This is a genomic window from Desulfoluna butyratoxydans, assembly GCF_900699765.1.
In the GTDB taxonomy this organism is placed as follows: Bacteria; Desulfobacterota; Desulfobacteria; order Desulfobacterales; family Desulfolunaceae; genus Desulfoluna; species Desulfoluna butyratoxydans.
The window spans coordinates 220,180-235,744 of record NZ_CAADHO010000002.1; the positions used below are offsets into that span (position 1 = coordinate 220,180).

Here is a 15,565-nt window from a genome sequence, read left to right on the forward strand (position 1 = left end):
GCAACCATTCAGCGCCAAAGCGCATCCGCCTAAAAGAAAATGCTTTCAAGCCATTGTCTTCAATGCCTGTTTGTTCAACGTATTAAACGTTTAGCCCCCGGCGGGGCCGCCGGAGGCATAAAAACTGAATCGTTACGTCGCCCCTTCATACCCCAAGGAGGGGGGCAAGGTCATGGAAAAATCGCCCGACCCCATCACCCGTTGCCGAAAATATCCCGACTCAGCAGCAGTTCCAGGGCCCGCTGGACCTGGTTGTCCCGCCTCAGGCGTTCCGGTGCCTTGAGCAGGGGTTCCTCCTCCTGGGCCCCACTGACCTCAATGTGGTTGGGCAGGTCCCGCTCCGCCAGGTGCTTCTCTTCCGGGGTAAAGGCCATCTCCTGGAAGGGAAGCTCCACATCGGGCACAATGCCGCGGGCCTGGATGGAGACCCCGGAGGGGGTGTAGTAGAGGGCCACGGTCAGCTTCAGGCCGTACCCGTCGGAGAGAGGGATGATGTTCTGGACAGACCCTTTGCCAAAGCTGGTGGTTCCCAGGATAAGCCCCCGCTTGTGGTCTTTCATGGCCCCGGCCACGATCTCCGATGCACTGGCCGACCCGCCGTTGATGAGCACCACCACGGGAAAGCTGCGCACCGCCTTCTCGGTGGTGGCCCGCCACACCTGGCGCTGCTCCTCGTCTCGCCCCTTGATGGAGACGATCACCCCTTCGTCGAGGAAAAGGTCCACCATGTCCACGGCCTGCTGAAGGATGCCGCCGGGATTGTCCCGAAGGTCCAAGACCAGCCCTTTCACAGGCCCGCGTGCCTCATGGGCCACAAGGGCCGCTTCAAAATCCCGGGCGGTGTTGTCGTTGAAGGAGGTCACCGCGATAAAGGGGAACCCCCGCTTCAGCTCGTAGTGGGCCACGGACTGCAGGGGGATCTCGTCCCGGCGCAGGGTAAGGTCCACCTCTTTTCCCCCCTGCTTTTGAAGGACCGTCAGGGTCACCATGCTCCCCCTGGGCCCCCGCATGAGGGTAATGGACTCCTCCATGGTCAGGGCGGCGGTCTTTTCACCGTCCACGGCGATGATCACATCCCCGTTCCGAATCCCGGCTTCCTTGGCCGGTGAGCCTTCAATGGGCGACACCACCGTCAGCTTCTCGTTTCGGATGGCCAGCACCAGCCCCACCCCGGAAAAGCGCCCCCGGGTGTCCTCCTGGAGTTCGCTGTGGGCCTGGGGCGGCAAAAGGGCCGAGTGGGGATCCAGGCTGTTGACCATCCCCTTGATGGCCTCTTCGATGAGCTTTTCGGAGTCGGGCTCGTCCACATAGCTCCGTTCGATCTCTTCGATGACGTCGGTGAAGATCCGCAGGTTCCGGTAGGTGCCGTTCTCCGCCGCGGACGCGGCAAAGGGAACGAGCAGAGCGATGAGGGTCACGATCATATACACGCGCTTCATAGGCAGGTATCTCCATAAAAGGATGTGAAAACGCCGGGGCCAGCGCAAGCCCCCCGAACAACGTCGAGGGACACCTGCGCCCGTGCAGGATACACGCAGGGCCACAAAGGGAGGCCTTCCAGGCTCACGCCATGGGAATGCCGCCCCTTATTTTTTAAACCAGGGACCGGGGTTGAGAGGTTTGCCGTGGTGTCGAATTTCGAAATGGAGATCGGGATACCCGGAGAGGCTGGAGTCCCCGACGGTGGCGATCACTTCCCGTGCGTCCACGCGATCGCCTTTCGTTTTGAACATCTCGTCGGTGTGGGCGTAGAGGGTGTACCAGCTCTCACCGTGGTTGATGATGAGGAGATTGCCGTACCCCTGCAGCCAGTCTGCGAAGAGCACTTCACCGGAAGAGACGGCACGCACCGGCTCCCCTCGCTGGGTCCGGATGCTGATGCCGTTTTCAAAGGTGGTGACGTTCATGCGGGGATCTTTGTGGCGCCCGAATGATGACACAATTTTACCGGTTACAGGGTATTTCAACAAGCCTTTATACCGAACAAAGCGATTTTTCGAGGAAAGGGCTTTCCTTGCCTTGGCCAGCTCCGCCACCTTGGCCTCCAGGATCCGCTCGGCCTCTTTCATTTCGGCAATGGCCGCCAGGCTGAGCTTTTCTTTCTCCCGGACCTCCTTGAGCATGGCCGCCCGCTTGCGATACCGTGCCTCCACATCGGCCAGGACCTTTCCATGCTCGGCGGCGGCAGCGGCCAGGGCCGTCCGCTCGGCGGAAAGCTGCGCTTCCACGCCTTTTCGCTCCCGGAGCAAGGCGGTGTACCGGGTCAGCAACACAGCATCGCTGCCCAGGATGCGGGCCAGGGCCCGCTTCTTCACCACCATGTCGTGGAAGGAGCCCGAGGCGGCAAAGGTGTTCATCTCGCCGATCTGGTTCAGCTTGTGATAGGCCACCAGACGCGCCATGAGCCGCTTTCGCCCCACGCGGATATCTGCCTCCACGCGGCTCTTCGCCTTAAGGGCGGCAGACACCTTGGCCTCCACCGCAGCAAGCTCCCGGTTGAGCTCCCGCTCCCTTTTCCGTGCCTGGGACAGCGAGGCGTTAAACCGGTCCAGCTCGCGGATCACGTCCCGCTCCTCCTTGCGCACGGCCAGGAGCTTTTTCTCCTCGGCCTGCACCGCCTTACGGATCCCGGCCAAAGAGGTGTTGGCCCCCTTCTCGGAGACCGGGGCAGCCTTGCCGCCCTTCTTCTTCACGGTGCGGGGAGCCTTTTCGGTGTAGAGAACGGCCAGCCGCTCGGAGACGGCAATGTAGCCCCGCCCCCTGTCCACCCGCACCAGAACCCAGTCCCCTGCGCGGCGCTCCACCAGGCCCACGTCCCCCCGGGACAGGGTCCAGAGCACCTCGGCCGAGGCTGCGGGGTGCCGCCGCACGTTGAGGGTGTCGGCCACCACCACGACGCGATCCGGCCCTCCGGCCAGGGCAGCCACCGGTCCCCCCAGAAGAAGAACCCCCAGGATCAGGAGGAGGCTTCTTTCATAAATTCTCGAAGAGACAAAAAACATCCGAACCACCCCACAAAAATCCCGTAGAGAAAGACTCCCCCCATGGACACCGGAGAGAGAAACGACAAATCAAAGGCCTCGGGGCCGCCCCCCGTGCCCGAGGCAAAGAGCGCGTAAGCCCCGAACAGGGCCAGAAGCGCCAGGAGTGACCCCATGGCCCCCTCCAGCACCCCGGCCAGGTAAAGGGGAATCTTGATAAACGCACCCGTGGCCCCCACAAGCTGCATGATCTCAATCTCGTCCCTGCGGGAGTAAAGGGCCAGGCGCACGGTGTTGTACACGATAAACAGGGCCACAATAAAAAAAAGACCGGCCAGGGCCACCCCGGCCAGCTCCACCATGCCCAGCAGATGGGAGACCCGGGCCAGCCAGGACCGCCCGTACTCCACGTCGTCCACGGCGGGTAACCTCACCATGGCAGCCGCCATGGCCTGGACCTGCTCCCACTCCGCGGCTTCGGGGGTCACTTCCACCTCGTAGGCATCGGGCAGGGGGTTCTCCCCCAGCCCCTCAAAAAGGGAGCTTTGCCCTTCCATGCTCTCCATCAGGTCGGTGAGGGCCTCGTCCCGGGAGATAAAGGAGACCCTGGCCACGCCGCCCATGGTTTCCAGGGCATGGCCGGCCTCCTCCACATCTGCCGAGGCGGCTCCGTCCTTTAAGTAGACCATGACCCGCACCCCGTTTTTCCACGAAGAGATCACCGCTTCTCCGTTCTCCACCACCAGGAGCAGAGCCCCTGCAATGAGAATGGTAAGAGCAATGGTCACCACGGTGATGCCGTGGAGAAAGGCGTGGCTGGTAAAATCCTTGAGTGTTCGCTTCATGTGGCGTCTCATGGCCGTCCACCTCCCACGGGCTCCGGCGCCACCAGGCGGCCCTCTTCCAGGCGGATGATCCGCCCCTGTTTCCGGGCCAGGAGCTCCCGGTCATGGGTGGCCACCATCACCGTGGCCCCCTTTTCATGGTAGGCGGCCAGAAGGCCGATGATAATCTCTGCGGACTTCGGGTCCAGGCTGCCCGTGGGCTCGTCGGCCAGGATCACGTCCGGCTGACCGGCAATGGCCCGGGCCACGGCCACCCGCTGCTGCTCCCCGCCGGAGAGGCTCGCGGGCATGGCGTCCATGCGCTTGTCCATACCCGCATGGCGCAGGATGTTCCGGGTGCGCTTGTCGATCATGTTCCGGGGCTCTCCCCGGGCCTCCAGGACCAGGGCCACGTTTTCAAAAACGTTGCGGTTGGGAATGAGCTTGAAATCCTGGAAAATGATGCCGAACCGGCGGCGCAGGAAGGGCACCTCCTTGGCGGTGAGCCGGTTCATGTTGGTGCCAAAGGCAAGAACCTGGCCGCTGGTGGTCTTCTCGCCCAGGTAAAAGAGCTTGAGGAGGGTGGACTTGCCCGCACCCGACGGGCCGGTCACATAAAGCCACTCCCCTTTGTGAATATCCAGGGTAATATTGGAGAGGGCCAGCTTGGCGCCGAAACGCTTGCTGACATTGAAGAGACGGATGACGGCGTCGTCCGCAGGGTCTGGCTGTGTCATAGGCTCCGGTCCGGGGGAAAGGGCGGGACCCATTGGGAAAAATCCATTTCCACCGAAACGATTCCCGTTGATTTTTCACCCCATTTTCTGGTAATTGGACTTGCACGAGTCAAGGAGTGCCGCAAAACGGTTTTCCTTACGTGTGAGCCTCCACTGACTATCCCAAATGGCTTCTTCCATCAGTGGAGGTTTCCTGTATCTACAGGTCGGATATTGTCCGTGACCTTTTTACATAGCCATCACCTAGGACAAAAGCAACCGATTTTTATCCAGAACTCTTTAAGGGGACCTTCCATGAAAAACGAACTTTTAGATATTGTCTGCAAAACCTCCTTCAAATTTTCCGAAGAGCCCACCTTTAAACTGGCCTCGGGCAAAATGAGCCACTTCTACGTGAACTGCAAGCCCACCACCCTCTCCCCCAGGGGCATGGTCCTTGTAGGGAACCTGGTCTTCGACGCCGTCAAGGACCTCGACATCACCGGCATCGGCGGCCTCACCTTCGGCGCCGACCCCATTGCCGTGGCCACCTCCTTTGCCTCCGAGCTGGGCGGAAAACCCATAAAGGCCTTCTCTATCCGCAAGGAACTCAAGGACCACGGCATCATCAACTGGGTGGAAGGGGACATGGCCAAGGGCGAGAAAGTGGTCATCATCGACGACGTGGTCACCACCGGCGGCTCCACCATAAAGGCCATCGAGCGCGCCCGCGTCCAGGGCCTGGAAGTGGTCCGCGTCATCACCCTCATCGATCGCCAGGAAGGCGGCGTGGAAAACATCAAGGAGCACGTGGAAGACGTCCGCTCCATCATCACCCGCGACGACCTCATGAAGCACCTGGGGGTTTCACTGTAACGAAAATGCCTCCGGCATGCAGGGGATAACTCCCCTGCACCCCAGGTTCGCACATGCTCAGAGGCTCGTTCCTCGCCACTTCACATATGCTGACGGGCTGCGCCCGTAAAAAAACGCACAATAGCCATGGAGATAAGTTTCTCCATGGCTTTTTTTGTCACCATTCAGCTTGCCCCCGGCAGGGCCGCCGGAGCCAACTCCCCCCTCTTCACCGCTCACCACGGGCGAAGCCCGTAAACGAATGCGACACCCCGAGGGACGAGGGTTGGAGCATTCGCGGACCTCTGGTTTCACGAAAATTTCACATGGGTTTCACATCTGTTTCACACCCTTTCACGTAGCCTGACATCAACCAATGGCTATTCTCAACTGAAAGAAGGAACAAACAGATGCCGAATATAACCAACCATCGATCCCCCAAGGCGAGGGCAGCGCTGTGCGCCCTGGTCCTCCTGACGGGCCTCTTCGCCATGAAGGCCCTGGCCGGACTCAAAAAACCGCCCGAAGCCCTCGACATCCCGGAAACGCCTTTGGCCGTAGAGGTCACCGAAGCACGCTCCCGGGAGGTCCAAACCGTGATCTCAGGCTACGGTGAGGTGACGGCCCTCAACACCGTGGCCTTGAGCCCGGAGGTCTCCGGCCGGGTGGTGGCCCTTCATCCCAACCTCGAAGAGGGAGAGGTCATCGAAAAAGGTGAACTCCTCTTCGGGCTGGACACCGAGGCCCTTACCATAGATCAAACCACGGCCGAGCGCCGCCTCGTGACCCTGAAACGCAACCGGGACCTCCTGAAAAAAGAGTACGAACGGACCCGGCGGCTCTTCGACACCATGAAGACCGGCAGCCTCTCCGACGTGGAAACCGCAGAGCAGGCCTACAACACGGCACGGGATTCCGTGGACCAGCTGGCCCATTCCCTGGCCGAAACCGAGCTGAACCTGAAAAAATCAACGGTCCGCGCCCCCTTCAGGGCCCGGGTCAAATCCGTCTCCATTGAAATGGATCAGTACCTCACGGCCGGAACCCAGGTGCTGACCCTTGCCGATGACGCCCTCCTGGAAGTGGCCGTCCCCATCAAGGGAGACGAAGCGGCCATGTTCCTGGAATTTGCTAAGGGCGCTGCCCCCACCACCTGGTTCGGCCCCCTGGTCCCCAAAGAGTGCCTCGTCTCCTGGAACGACAGCGCCGCGACGGCCACCGGCACCCTGGACCGGGTCGTGCGCTACGACGCCGCCTCCCGCACCGTCTATGTTGCCGTTCAGATGAACGGGCAGTCCCAGGAGGGCTTTCCCATCACCGAGGGGATGTTCTGCCGGGTCGCCATCCCTGGAAAATCCCTGGACCACCTCATCCCCCTGCCCTCCCATGCCGTCACCTCCAGCGGCGCCGTGCGCATCGACAACAACGGGCGCCTGAAGACCGTTTCCGTGGAAACAGCCTACACCCACGATGGATTTACCTATGTGTCTGCCGGGCTCGACGAAGGCACCCGGGTGATCACGAGCCGCCTGGCAAGCCCCCTTGAAAACGCCCTGCTCTCCATCACCGTTCCCAAGGAGCTGGCCTCGGGGGGGACCCGATGAAAAAAATCGCCGAAGCCTTTGCCCGAAATACGGTATTTGCCAACATCCTGCTGATCATCATCCTCCTTGGGGGCATCGGGGCTGCCATGCTTATGATCCGGGAAGATTTTCCATCCATGACCCTGGACACCGTCACCGTAAACCTCGCCTGGGACGGCGCCTCCCCCGAAGACACGGAAGAGGGAATCTCCCGGAAGGTGGAAGACGCCATCGACTCGGTGGAAGGCATCGACACCTACACCACCACCTCCACGGAGGGCAGCTCTGCAACGGTCATCACCGTCAAGTACGGGTACGACACGGAAAAGGTCTACGACCGGGTCAAAAACGAAATCGACCAGATCTCCACCTTTCCCGACGACGCGGACAACCCGGTGGTCAACGTGCCCACCGTCATCTTTCCGGTCATGACCCTGGGGGTGAGCGGGGAAATGGACGAAAAGACCCTCAAAACATGGGCAGACACCATTGAAGACGAACTCACGTACCTGCCGGAGATCTCCCAGGTGGAGGTCACCGGTACCCGGGACTACCAGATCACGGTGGAACTCTCCGAAGAGATCCTGCGGAAATACGACCTGACCCTGTCCGATGTGGCCACCGTCATCTCAAACACCAGCCTGAACCTCTCCGGCGGCAAGGTGAAAACCAGCGGAGAAGAGTTCAGCGTCCGAACCGTGGGCAAGCGCTACTCCGGTAAAGAGCTGGCAGACATTGTGGTGGTGGCAGGCACCGGGGGAGAAAACCTCACCCTGGGCCAGCTGGCCACCATCAAGGATGATTTTCATCAGGACAAGCTCGCCATCCAATCCCAGGGCAACCCCATGGCCCTGGTGGTGGTGTCCAAAACCGAACTGGAAGACGCCATCACCATTGCCGACCGGGTCACCCGCTACGTGGAAGAGACAAACCGCACCCTTCCCCCCGGCGCCCGCATCTCCATCCTCTCCGACAACACCGAAGAGATCCGCACCAGCATCGGCATCCTTCAGAAAAACGGCATCATGGGCCTGATCCTCGTCTTTGCCGTCCTCTGGCTCTTCCTCGACACCCGCCTGGCCTTCTGGGCCGGTATGGGCATCCCCGTCTCCCTGGCCGGGGGCCTGGCCATCCTCTGGCTCACCGGATACACCATCAACACCGTCTCCCTCTTCGGGCTGATCATGGTCCTGGGCATCGTGGCCGACGACGCCATTGTGGTGGGTGAGGCGGTCTACGTTCAGAGAAAAAACGGGGCAGGCCCCCTTGCCGCAGCCGTAAACGGCCTCATGGAAGTGGGGATGCCGGTCCTTGCGGCCGTGGCGACAACGGTGCTGGCCTTTGTTCCCCTGATGCATATCCAGGGCACCATGGGAAAGGTCATTGTCTGCCTTGCCGTGGCCGTCATTGCCTGCCTTGTGATCTCCCTGGTGGAGTGCCTGATCCTCCTGCCTGCCCACCTCTCCAACCTGCCGGATCCCAACAGGCAAACCCGGTCACGGTTTCGGCCGATGCGTGCCCTGGAAGCCTTTCACACCCGGAGCGTGGCCAGCATGGAGCGTGTGGCCGAAGCCGTCTACCGCCCCGTGCTGATCTCGGTGCTCACCCACCGCTACCTGGCCGTGTGCGTGGCCGTGGCCATCGCCCTTACCACGGTGGGCCTTTTTCGGGGCGGGCTCCTCAAATACAACATGTTTCCCGAACGCGACGGATTTGAATTGGCCGCCCAGCTCACCTTCCCGGAAGGGACGCCCTATGGGGTAACCCAGGCTGCCGTACAGCGCATCGAAGCCGGCATGCGCTCTCTGGCAGAAAAAACCGACACCGCCTCGGGCGCCCCCCTGGTGAAACACATGCTCACCGTCACCGGCCAGGCCGTCAACAGCCACATGGGATCCATGGGCAGTACAGGCGCCAACCTGGGCGGGGTGCAGGTCGCCCTGCTCAACGCCTCGGAGCGCGGTCTCCACACCCGGGATATCTGCCTGGCCTGGGAACAGGAGGTGGGGGAGATCCCCGGAGTGGAAAAGCTTACCTACACCTCAGGAAGCGGAGGCCCCCCCGGAGGAGACATCGAAATCGCCTTAGAAGGGGACGCCCTTGACGCCCTTACCGGGGCAGCAGGCGAGGTCATGGAGAGGCTCAGGCAGATCGACGGGGTCTTCCGCATCGAAAGCGACAGCTCCCCCGGTAAAAACGAAATACGCTTCACCTTAAAACCTGAAGCCCGAAACCTGGGGATCACGGTGAGGGACCTTGCCGACCAGGCCTTTGCCGCCTACTTCGGCAAAGAGGCCGTCAAGATCCAGCGTGGAAACGATGAGGTGGACGTGAAGGTCACCTACACCGAGGCAGAACGAAACACCCTGGAGAGCCTCAAGGACCTCATGGTCAAATCCCCCGACGGCACCATGGTGCCGGTGAAGGCCGTTGCCGACATGGAGATCCGTCCCGGGTATTCGACCATCACCCGCACCGACAACCGCCGCCAGGTCACGGTCAGCGCCGACGTGGACAGCACCAAGCTCGTTGCAGGGGAGGTGCTGGAAGAGCTGGGCGATGGGTTTTTCAGCACGTTGGAAAAAAAATGGGACGTGGAGGTACGCCTCAAGGGCAACGCGGAAAAGGACAAAGAAGCCTTTGGAAGCCTTGCCCTGTGGTACCCCCTGGCCGTGCTGAGCATCTACATGATCGTGGCCGCCATGTTCCGCTCCTATATCCAGCCCCTCATCATCCTGCTCACCGTGCCCTTCGGCCTCATCGGTGCGGTCCTGGGCCATGCGATCCTGGGGCTGAACCTCTCGTTGTTCAGCGTCTTCGGCATGGTGGCCCTCTCCGGGGTGGTGGTCAACGATGCCATTGTCCTCATCGACCGCATCAACACCAACCTGGGGCAGGGGATGCCCCTGGTGAACGCCGTGGTCTCCGGGGGTGTCCGGCGGTTCCGGTCGGTGATGCTCACCAGCGTCACCACCGTGGGCGGGCTCCTGCCGCTGATCCTGGAAACCGACCCGGCCGCCGCCACCATGGTCCCCATGGGGGTCTCCCTGGCGGCAGGGGTCACCTTTGCCACGGTTCTCACCCTCCTGCTGGTCCCGGCCCTTATGGTGGTCATCCATGACGGCCGGTGTGCCCTGGCCCGACTGCTGGCACCATCGCCACAAGATCACGGGACCCAACGGCCTGTCCACGCAGGCAGCGACACCTGATGCCGTGCCCCCGGCAATCCCGCCGGGGGCCCATGTTTGAACTCCTCGACACACAGGTACACAACCATGTTTTTGAAAGCACGTATTCTCGTTTACATCGGCCTGATGGCCCTGGTCGCGGTCCTTCCGGCGGTAGCAGGCCAGGCAGGCCCGCAGCCCATTGCCTCCCTCAAGGTCCTGGACCTGGCCACGGCCCAGGACATTGCGGTCTCCGGGAACCCCTCCATCCAGGCGGTGCAGGATCGCATCGAGCAGGCCCGGCAACAGGTCAGGCAAAAAGAGGCGGCCTGGTTTCCCAGCCTCGACGCCGCCACCTCCCTCACCCACACGGAGGACGCGGCCAACGCCACCCTGGCCAACGACGGAGACACATACGATGCATCCCTTTCCGCCACCCTGACCCTCTTTGACGGGTTCAGCAGATCCTATAACCTCAAATCGGCCAGGTACGGAGAGACAGCTTCGGTGGCGGCGGAAAAAGACGCGCGGCGCCTCCTGATCTTTAACGTGGCCCAGAGCTACTACACCCTCCAGAGCGCAGAGGAAAATATCGCCATTGCCCTGTCGGACAAAGCGTACAACGCAAGGCAACTGAAGGAGGCCGAGGCCCGCCACAAAGCAGGGGCAGGCTCCCTGAGCGATGTGCTTAACTTCAAGATCAAGGTCAACACGGCCGCAGCCACCCTGCTCACCGCAGAAAAAAACCACGCCGTGGCCCTCACCGGCCTGGCGGCCCTCATGGGCCTTGACGAGGCCGCCCTGCCCGGGGACCTCACCCTGGCCCCCCTTGAAACAACCGGTACCTGGGACACCGCCCCCCTTGTCACCGAAGACCTGATCACCACGGCCCTGACCCTGCGCCCGGACCTTGCCCAGAGCGATTCAAACGTCAAACAGGCGGAAAGCGCCGTGGGAATTGCCCGCTCCGGCTACTACCCCACCGTCAGCCTCACGGGGGCCTTGTCCGGTTCCCGGGAGGACGACGCACGCTACGAAGGAGATGACTTCGGCAGCAGCATCGGGGTCACCGTAAAACTGAACCTCTTTTCCGGCGGCGAAACCCGGGCAAAGGTGACCGAAGCCGAAGCCGCCCGTCGGGAAGCCCGTCACAATCTGGAAGACGTGGCCCTGACCGTTAAAAAAGAGGTGCGGGAAGCAGTGGAAGAGATTGACACGGCCTTCAGGCAGGTTAAGCTTCAGGAGGAGACCGTGGCCCTGACCCGGCAGAGCCGGGACCTGGTGGAAGAGGAGTACCGTGCGGGAAAAACAGGCGTGGTGAAACTCAACGAAGCCCAGAACAACCTGGTCAGCGCCGAAGGCGGCCTCGTGGACGCCCGGGTGAGCCTCCTCACCGCATGGGAAAAGATCCGGTCTGTCACCGGGACAAACCTGACCAGGTGAGATATCAAAGCAAGGGTGAAAAATGCGCCTCCGGCGGCCCTGCCGGGGGCCAAACATTTGAAAAGTTTGACAAACAGACCTTGACAGCGTTGACATGAATTTCAGCGATTTTGACTGTTCTAATCTTTCGGAAAGTTTTTTGCGGAGCTTTTTTTCAAAAAAGCGACCCGCCGGAGGCAAGGCGAACCTGGGATGCAGGGGATGTATCCCCTGCAACGGAGAAGGCACGGACATGACACACAACGCGTTGCGCATTCTGATCATCGAGGACAACCGGGACATTGCCGAAAACATCGGCGACTACTTCGACGCCCGCGGCCACCTCACCGACTTTGCCATGGACGGCATCACCGGCCTGCACCTGGCCCTCACCGAGGCGTACGATGTGATCATCCTGGACCTGATGCTCCCCGGCATGGACGGCCTGACCCTCTGTGCCAAGCTCCGACAGGAGGGAGGAAAAGCCACCCCCGTCCTCATGCTCACCGCCCGGGACACCCTGGACGACAAGCTTGCCGGGTTTGACACCGGGGCCGACGACTACCTGGTGAAACCCTTTGCCCTGGAAGAACTGGCCGCACGGGTGATGGCCCTGTCCAGGCGAAGCAGCAAGCCCGCAGCGGCCCTCCTCCGGGTGGGGGACCTCACCCTGAACACCGCCACCCTCAAGGTGCACCGAAAGGGCCGCGAAATCGAACTGAACCACACCTGCCTCACCATCTTGAAGCGCCTGATGGAGGCCTCCCCCCATGTGGTCACCCGCAGGGAGCTTGAGCATGCCCTCTGGGGGGACACCCCGCCGGGGAGCGATGCCCTGAGGTCCCACCTCTACACCCTGCGCACCAAAATCGACAAACCATTCAACGACCCGCTGCTCCATACCCTCCACGGAATCGGGTACCGGGTGGAGGCAACCTCATGATGCGCCCCCAACGCCCGCCCAGGGAACACAAACCGAGATTTTTCAAAACCCACGCGTTTCGGGTCTTTCTCTCCTTTGTGCTCTTCGGCTCCCTGCTGACCCTGGGCTACGGCCTGGCCGTCTCTCACCAGATGCGCCAAATTCATAACAAAATGGAGAACTTTCGCGTCCAGGAGGAGATCAAAAACTACCTGGACAACTACGACGAAGACAAGGCCCCCATTCTCACCCGGAGCCTGTTTATCAATATTTACGATGAGATCGAGGACATCCCGCCCAACTTTCGAGACCTGCTTCGGGGCCTTCCGGACGGGACCTACTTTTCAAGCAGGCCCGACGGCATCGGAGGGCCAGCCTTCCACCGGTACCTCATCCGAAGCCTGCCCGGACAAGAGAAAAAGCTCTACTTCATCATCGATGACGGGGGATTTGAGGCGCGATTCGGCCTCCATGACCAGATAGACAGGGTGTTTCGGTACGGCTTTTTCGTGGCGGCGGCCTTAAGCATCATCGTGGGCCTTGCCAACGCCCACCTGCTGATCCACCCCATGGCCAGACTGCTGGAGCGGGTCAGCCGCTCCCGGCCCGAAGACCTGCCAGTGGGATTCTCCGAAGAGTACAGCCACGACGAGGTGGGGGCCCTGGCCCGGGCCATGGACAGCACCAACAAGCGCATCCGGGCCTTCATCGAGCGGGAACAGCAGTTCACCCGGGACGCCAGCCATGAACTCCGGACCCCTGTGACGGTTATCAAAGGGGCCGTGGAACTCATGGAGCAGCTCACCGAAAAAGACAAAAAAAACATCCAGCGCCCCCTCAACCGCATCCAGCGCTCGGTCTCGGAAATGGAAACCCTCATCGAGAGCCTGCTGCTGAAAGCGCGGGAAGAGACAGCCATGGGGACCGCATCTTTTTCAGCCGACACCCTGGTGAAGGATGCCATGCAGGAAAGCGGCTACCTCGTGGAAGGAAAGGGCGTCATCCTCTCCTTCGAGTGCACCGGGAATCCGAGCCTTGATGTGTCGGGCCCCGATTTCAAGATGGCCGTCTCCAACCTCATCCGCAACGCCTGCACCTACACACGGGTGGGTACCGTCACCGTACGGCTGGAGCCTTTGTGGTTTGAGGTGGAAGACACGGGACCGGGCATTGACCCCACCGTCATCGACCAGATCACCGATCCTTTCGTCAAATGCGAAGCAAGCCAGGGCCACGGCATCGGCCTGTCCATCGTCAAGCGCGTCTGCGACCAGGCGGGCTGGGACCTTGCCATCTCGTCCCGGGCCCACGGGACCCGGGTTCGCATCACCTTTTAAGCCCGGGTCACGCCTTGAAGGTCCCGGCCACAGCCGGGGGAGAGGTAGACCCCGCCATAGGCCCTGGCAAACCAAAGGCAGACCACAAGGGTTGCCAGCTCAGCCGCAGGCACCGACATCCAGACCCCGGGCAGCCCCATGACCCGTGGGAGAAACCAGACAAAGCCAAGGGTAAAGACAAAGGTCCGCAAAAAGGTGAGGAGCGCAGAAATTTTCCCGTTGTTCATAGCGGTGAAAAAAGCCGAACTGAAGATCGTCAACCCATTGATCAGAAAGGTGAAGGTAACGATCTTAAGCCCCCCTTCGGCAACAGCCGTCACCACGGGCTGCCCCTCGGCAAACAGGCGGATAACCTGCCCACCCCACACCCAGGTGAGTACAAAGGTGACCAGGGACGTGACGCCGATGACACGGAACGAGTGGCCGATCAAGCCCTTGAGCTTTTCCACGTTCCGGGCGCCGTAGTTAAAGCTGAGAACAGGAGCCACCCCCATGCTGAGGCCGATGTACAGGGAAGAGAGCATAAAGTAGAGGTACATGATAATGGAGAGGGCCGCCACGCCCTTTTCTCCGGCATACGTGATGATCACCAGATTGAAAACCAGGGTTTTTACCCCGCTGGCGATCTCCGAGATCATCTCGGAAGAGCCGTTCAGGACGGTATCCCGCAAAAACGGGACATCAAGCTTTGGCCGGGTGAAGGTAAGGGAAACAGAACGCTTCAAAAAATAGAAGATCCCCATCGCACCGGAGAGCCCGATACCCGCCGCCGAGGCCACGCCCGCACCGTGGAGCCCCATGTCCAGGCGCACGATGAGCAGGTAGTCCAGAAGGATATTGGTAAACCCGCCTGCCAGGGTGATGTAAAAGGCCCACACGGGCTTGCCGTCCAGCCGGATAAAAAACTCGAAAAAAATCTGCAGCACCACAACCGCGAGCCCCACCCCAAAGGCCTTGAGATACACGGCGCAGTATGGAAGCAGGGTATCCGTGGCCCCCAGGAGCCGGGAGATCCGCTCCCCCCCCACCCCCTTCAGCATCACAAGAATTGTCACCGCCACCACCACAAGGCTCGCAAAGGCCAGGGAAAAATGGCGGTTGGCGCCTTCCCGGTTCCCCTCCCCCAGCTCAATGCCGATGATGGCGCTGGACCCGGCGGCCACCATGATGCCGATGCCGAAGCAAAAACTGAACAAGGGCATCGTGATGTTCATGGCGGCCAGGGCAAGGGGCCCGGCATACCGGGACACAAAAAGACCATCCACCACCATGTAAAGGGAAATGGTGATAATGCTCAATATGGACGGGGTGACAAACCGGAGGAAATCCCCCATGCCCCACTCTCTTTTAAAATGCTCTTCCATCTTGGTCTTCGCTCTCATGAATGTATGTCGAGTAACGCTTCATCTGCCAAAAGGCTACCCTCTATAGAGGGAAAAAAACAAAGAAGCCTCCGGCGGCAAGGTGTGCCACCTTGAAAGCAGGTTGCGGATGTGTTTTGCCCCTCGTTCCTCGGGTCAAATCACATCCGCCTTTAAAGTAAAAATTCACTCAAAAAGATTTTTTAAAACCTGTTTGTTAAACTTTTTAAAAGTTTAGCCCCCGGCAGGGCCGCCGGAGGCATAAGCTGAATAGTTACAACCTGTGTAACTATTCAGTTGCCTCCGGCGGGCCGCTTTTTTGAAGAAAAGCTCCGCAAAAAACGTTTCTAATGCATCCGCGCTTCGTTTTGATCGCCCCGAAGGGCGATCAAAACGA

11 protein-coding genes are annotated in these 15,565 nt (G+C 60.8%); 6 read left to right on the top strand and 5 right to left on the bottom strand.

All coding sequences use genetic code 11. The features are described from left to right. Nucleotides 1-194: 194 nt before the first annotated feature. From MSL71_RS06100 to MSL71_RS06115, 4 genes are all read right to left on the bottom strand, one after another. Complete coding sequence (locus MSL71_RS06100; protein ID WP_180137847.1) at nucleotides 195-1,439, bottom strand: S41 family peptidase; 1,245 nt, start codon at nucleotides 1,437-1,439, stop codon at nucleotides 195-197. Between the two features lie 147 nt (nucleotides 1,440-1,586). Beyond that, nucleotides 1,587-3,002, bottom strand: a complete 1,416-nt coding sequence (locus tag MSL71_RS06105) for a peptidoglycan DD-metalloendopeptidase family protein (protein ID WP_180137849.1) — start codon at nucleotides 3,000-3,002, stop codon at nucleotides 1,587-1,589. Continuing rightward, on the bottom strand, nucleotides 2,957-3,826 hold the full coding sequence (locus MSL71_RS06110; RefSeq protein ID WP_180137851.1) for a cell division protein FtsX: 870 nt from the start codon (nucleotides 3,824-3,826) through the stop codon (nucleotides 2,957-2,959). Before MSL71_RS06110 ends, MSL71_RS06105 begins: the two co-directional genes overlap by 46 nt. An 8-nt stretch (nucleotides 3,827-3,834) precedes the next feature. Continuing rightward, a complete protein-coding gene (locus MSL71_RS06115) occupies nucleotides 3,835-4,542 on the bottom strand; it encodes a cell division ATP-binding protein FtsE (RefSeq protein ID WP_180137853.1) in 708 nt (235 codons plus the stop codon). Between the two features lie 294 nt (nucleotides 4,543-4,836). On the opposite strand from MSL71_RS06115, the gene pyrE reads away from it, so the two are divergent. From pyrE to MSL71_RS06145, 6 genes are all read left to right on the top strand, one after another. Further along, nucleotides 4,837-5,397: an orotate phosphoribosyltransferase gene (pyrE, locus tag MSL71_RS06120; protein ID WP_180137855.1), complete on the top strand. Its 561-nt coding sequence runs from the start codon at nucleotides 4,837-4,839 to the stop codon at nucleotides 5,395-5,397. A gap of 389 nt (nucleotides 5,398-5,786) precedes the next feature. Next, nucleotides 5,787-6,980, top strand: coding sequence for an efflux RND transporter periplasmic adaptor subunit (locus MSL71_RS06125; protein WP_180137857.1), 1,194 nt, complete (start codon nucleotides 5,787-5,789; stop codon nucleotides 6,978-6,980). Further along, nucleotides 6,977-10,168, top strand: a complete 3,192-nt coding sequence (locus MSL71_RS06130) for an efflux RND transporter permease subunit (protein WP_180137859.1) — start codon at nucleotides 6,977-6,979, stop codon at nucleotides 10,166-10,168. Before MSL71_RS06125 ends, MSL71_RS06130 begins: the two co-directional genes overlap by 4 nt. 66 nt (nucleotides 10,169-10,234) lie before the next feature. Further along, a complete protein-coding gene (locus MSL71_RS06135; RefSeq protein ID WP_180137861.1) occupies nucleotides 10,235-11,569 on the top strand; it encodes a TolC family protein in 1,335 nt (444 codons plus the stop codon). A gap of 232 nt (nucleotides 11,570-11,801) precedes the next feature. After that, nucleotides 11,802-12,491, top strand: a complete 690-nt coding sequence (locus MSL71_RS06140) for a response regulator transcription factor (RefSeq protein ID WP_281374449.1) — start codon at nucleotides 11,802-11,804, stop codon at nucleotides 12,489-12,491. Beyond that, nucleotides 12,488-13,807 (top strand): sensor histidine kinase, encoded by a 1,320-nt coding sequence (locus tag MSL71_RS06145; RefSeq protein ID WP_180137863.1) that lies wholly within the window; start codon nucleotides 12,488-12,490, stop codon nucleotides 13,805-13,807. The genes MSL71_RS06140 and MSL71_RS06145 overlap by 4 nt, the downstream gene beginning before the upstream one ends. Here MSL71_RS06145 and MSL71_RS06150 read toward each other — a convergent pair. Then, a complete protein-coding gene (locus tag MSL71_RS06150; RefSeq protein ID WP_180137865.1) occupies nucleotides 13,804-15,189 on the bottom strand; it encodes an MATE family efflux transporter in 1,386 nt (461 codons plus the stop codon). The two genes, MSL71_RS06145 and MSL71_RS06150, sit on opposite strands and share 4 nt — an antisense overlap. Nucleotides 15,190-15,565 lie beyond the last annotated feature (376 nt).

Coding starts and splice junctions, on each gene's coding strand:
- MSL71_RS06150 (WP_180137865.1), bottom strand. CDS start 15,189: ATGAGAGCGAAGACCAAGATGGAAGAGCATTTTAAAAGAGAGTGGGGC.
- MSL71_RS06140 (WP_281374449.1), top strand. CDS start 11,802: ATGACACACAACGCGTTGCGCATTCTGATCATCGAGGACAACCGGGAC.
- MSL71_RS06125 (WP_180137857.1), top strand. CDS start 5,787: ATGCCGAATATAACCAACCATCGATCCCCCAAGGCGAGGGCAGCGCTG.
- MSL71_RS06135 (WP_180137861.1), top strand. CDS start 10,235: ATGTTTTTGAAAGCACGTATTCTCGTTTACATCGGCCTGATGGCCCTG.
- MSL71_RS06130 (WP_180137859.1), top strand. CDS start 6,977: ATGAAAAAAATCGCCGAAGCCTTTGCCCGAAATACGGTATTTGCCAAC.
- pyrE (WP_180137855.1), top strand. CDS start 4,837: ATGAAAAACGAACTTTTAGATATTGTCTGCAAAACCTCCTTCAAATTT.
- MSL71_RS06115 (WP_180137853.1), bottom strand. CDS start 4,542: ATGACACAGCCAGACCCTGCGGACGACGCCGTCATCCGTCTCTTCAAT.
- MSL71_RS06105 (WP_180137849.1), bottom strand. CDS start 3,002: ATGTTTTTTGTCTCTTCGAGAATTTATGAAAGAAGCCTCCTCCTGATC.
- MSL71_RS06100 (WP_180137847.1), bottom strand. CDS start 1,439: ATGAAGCGCGTGTATATGATCGTGACCCTCATCGCTCTGCTCGTTCCC.
- MSL71_RS06110 (WP_180137851.1), bottom strand. CDS start 3,826: ATGAAGCGAACACTCAAGGATTTTACCAGCCACGCCTTTCTCCACGGC.
- MSL71_RS06145 (WP_180137863.1), top strand. CDS start 12,488: ATGATGCGCCCCCAACGCCCGCCCAGGGAACACAAACCGAGATTTTTC.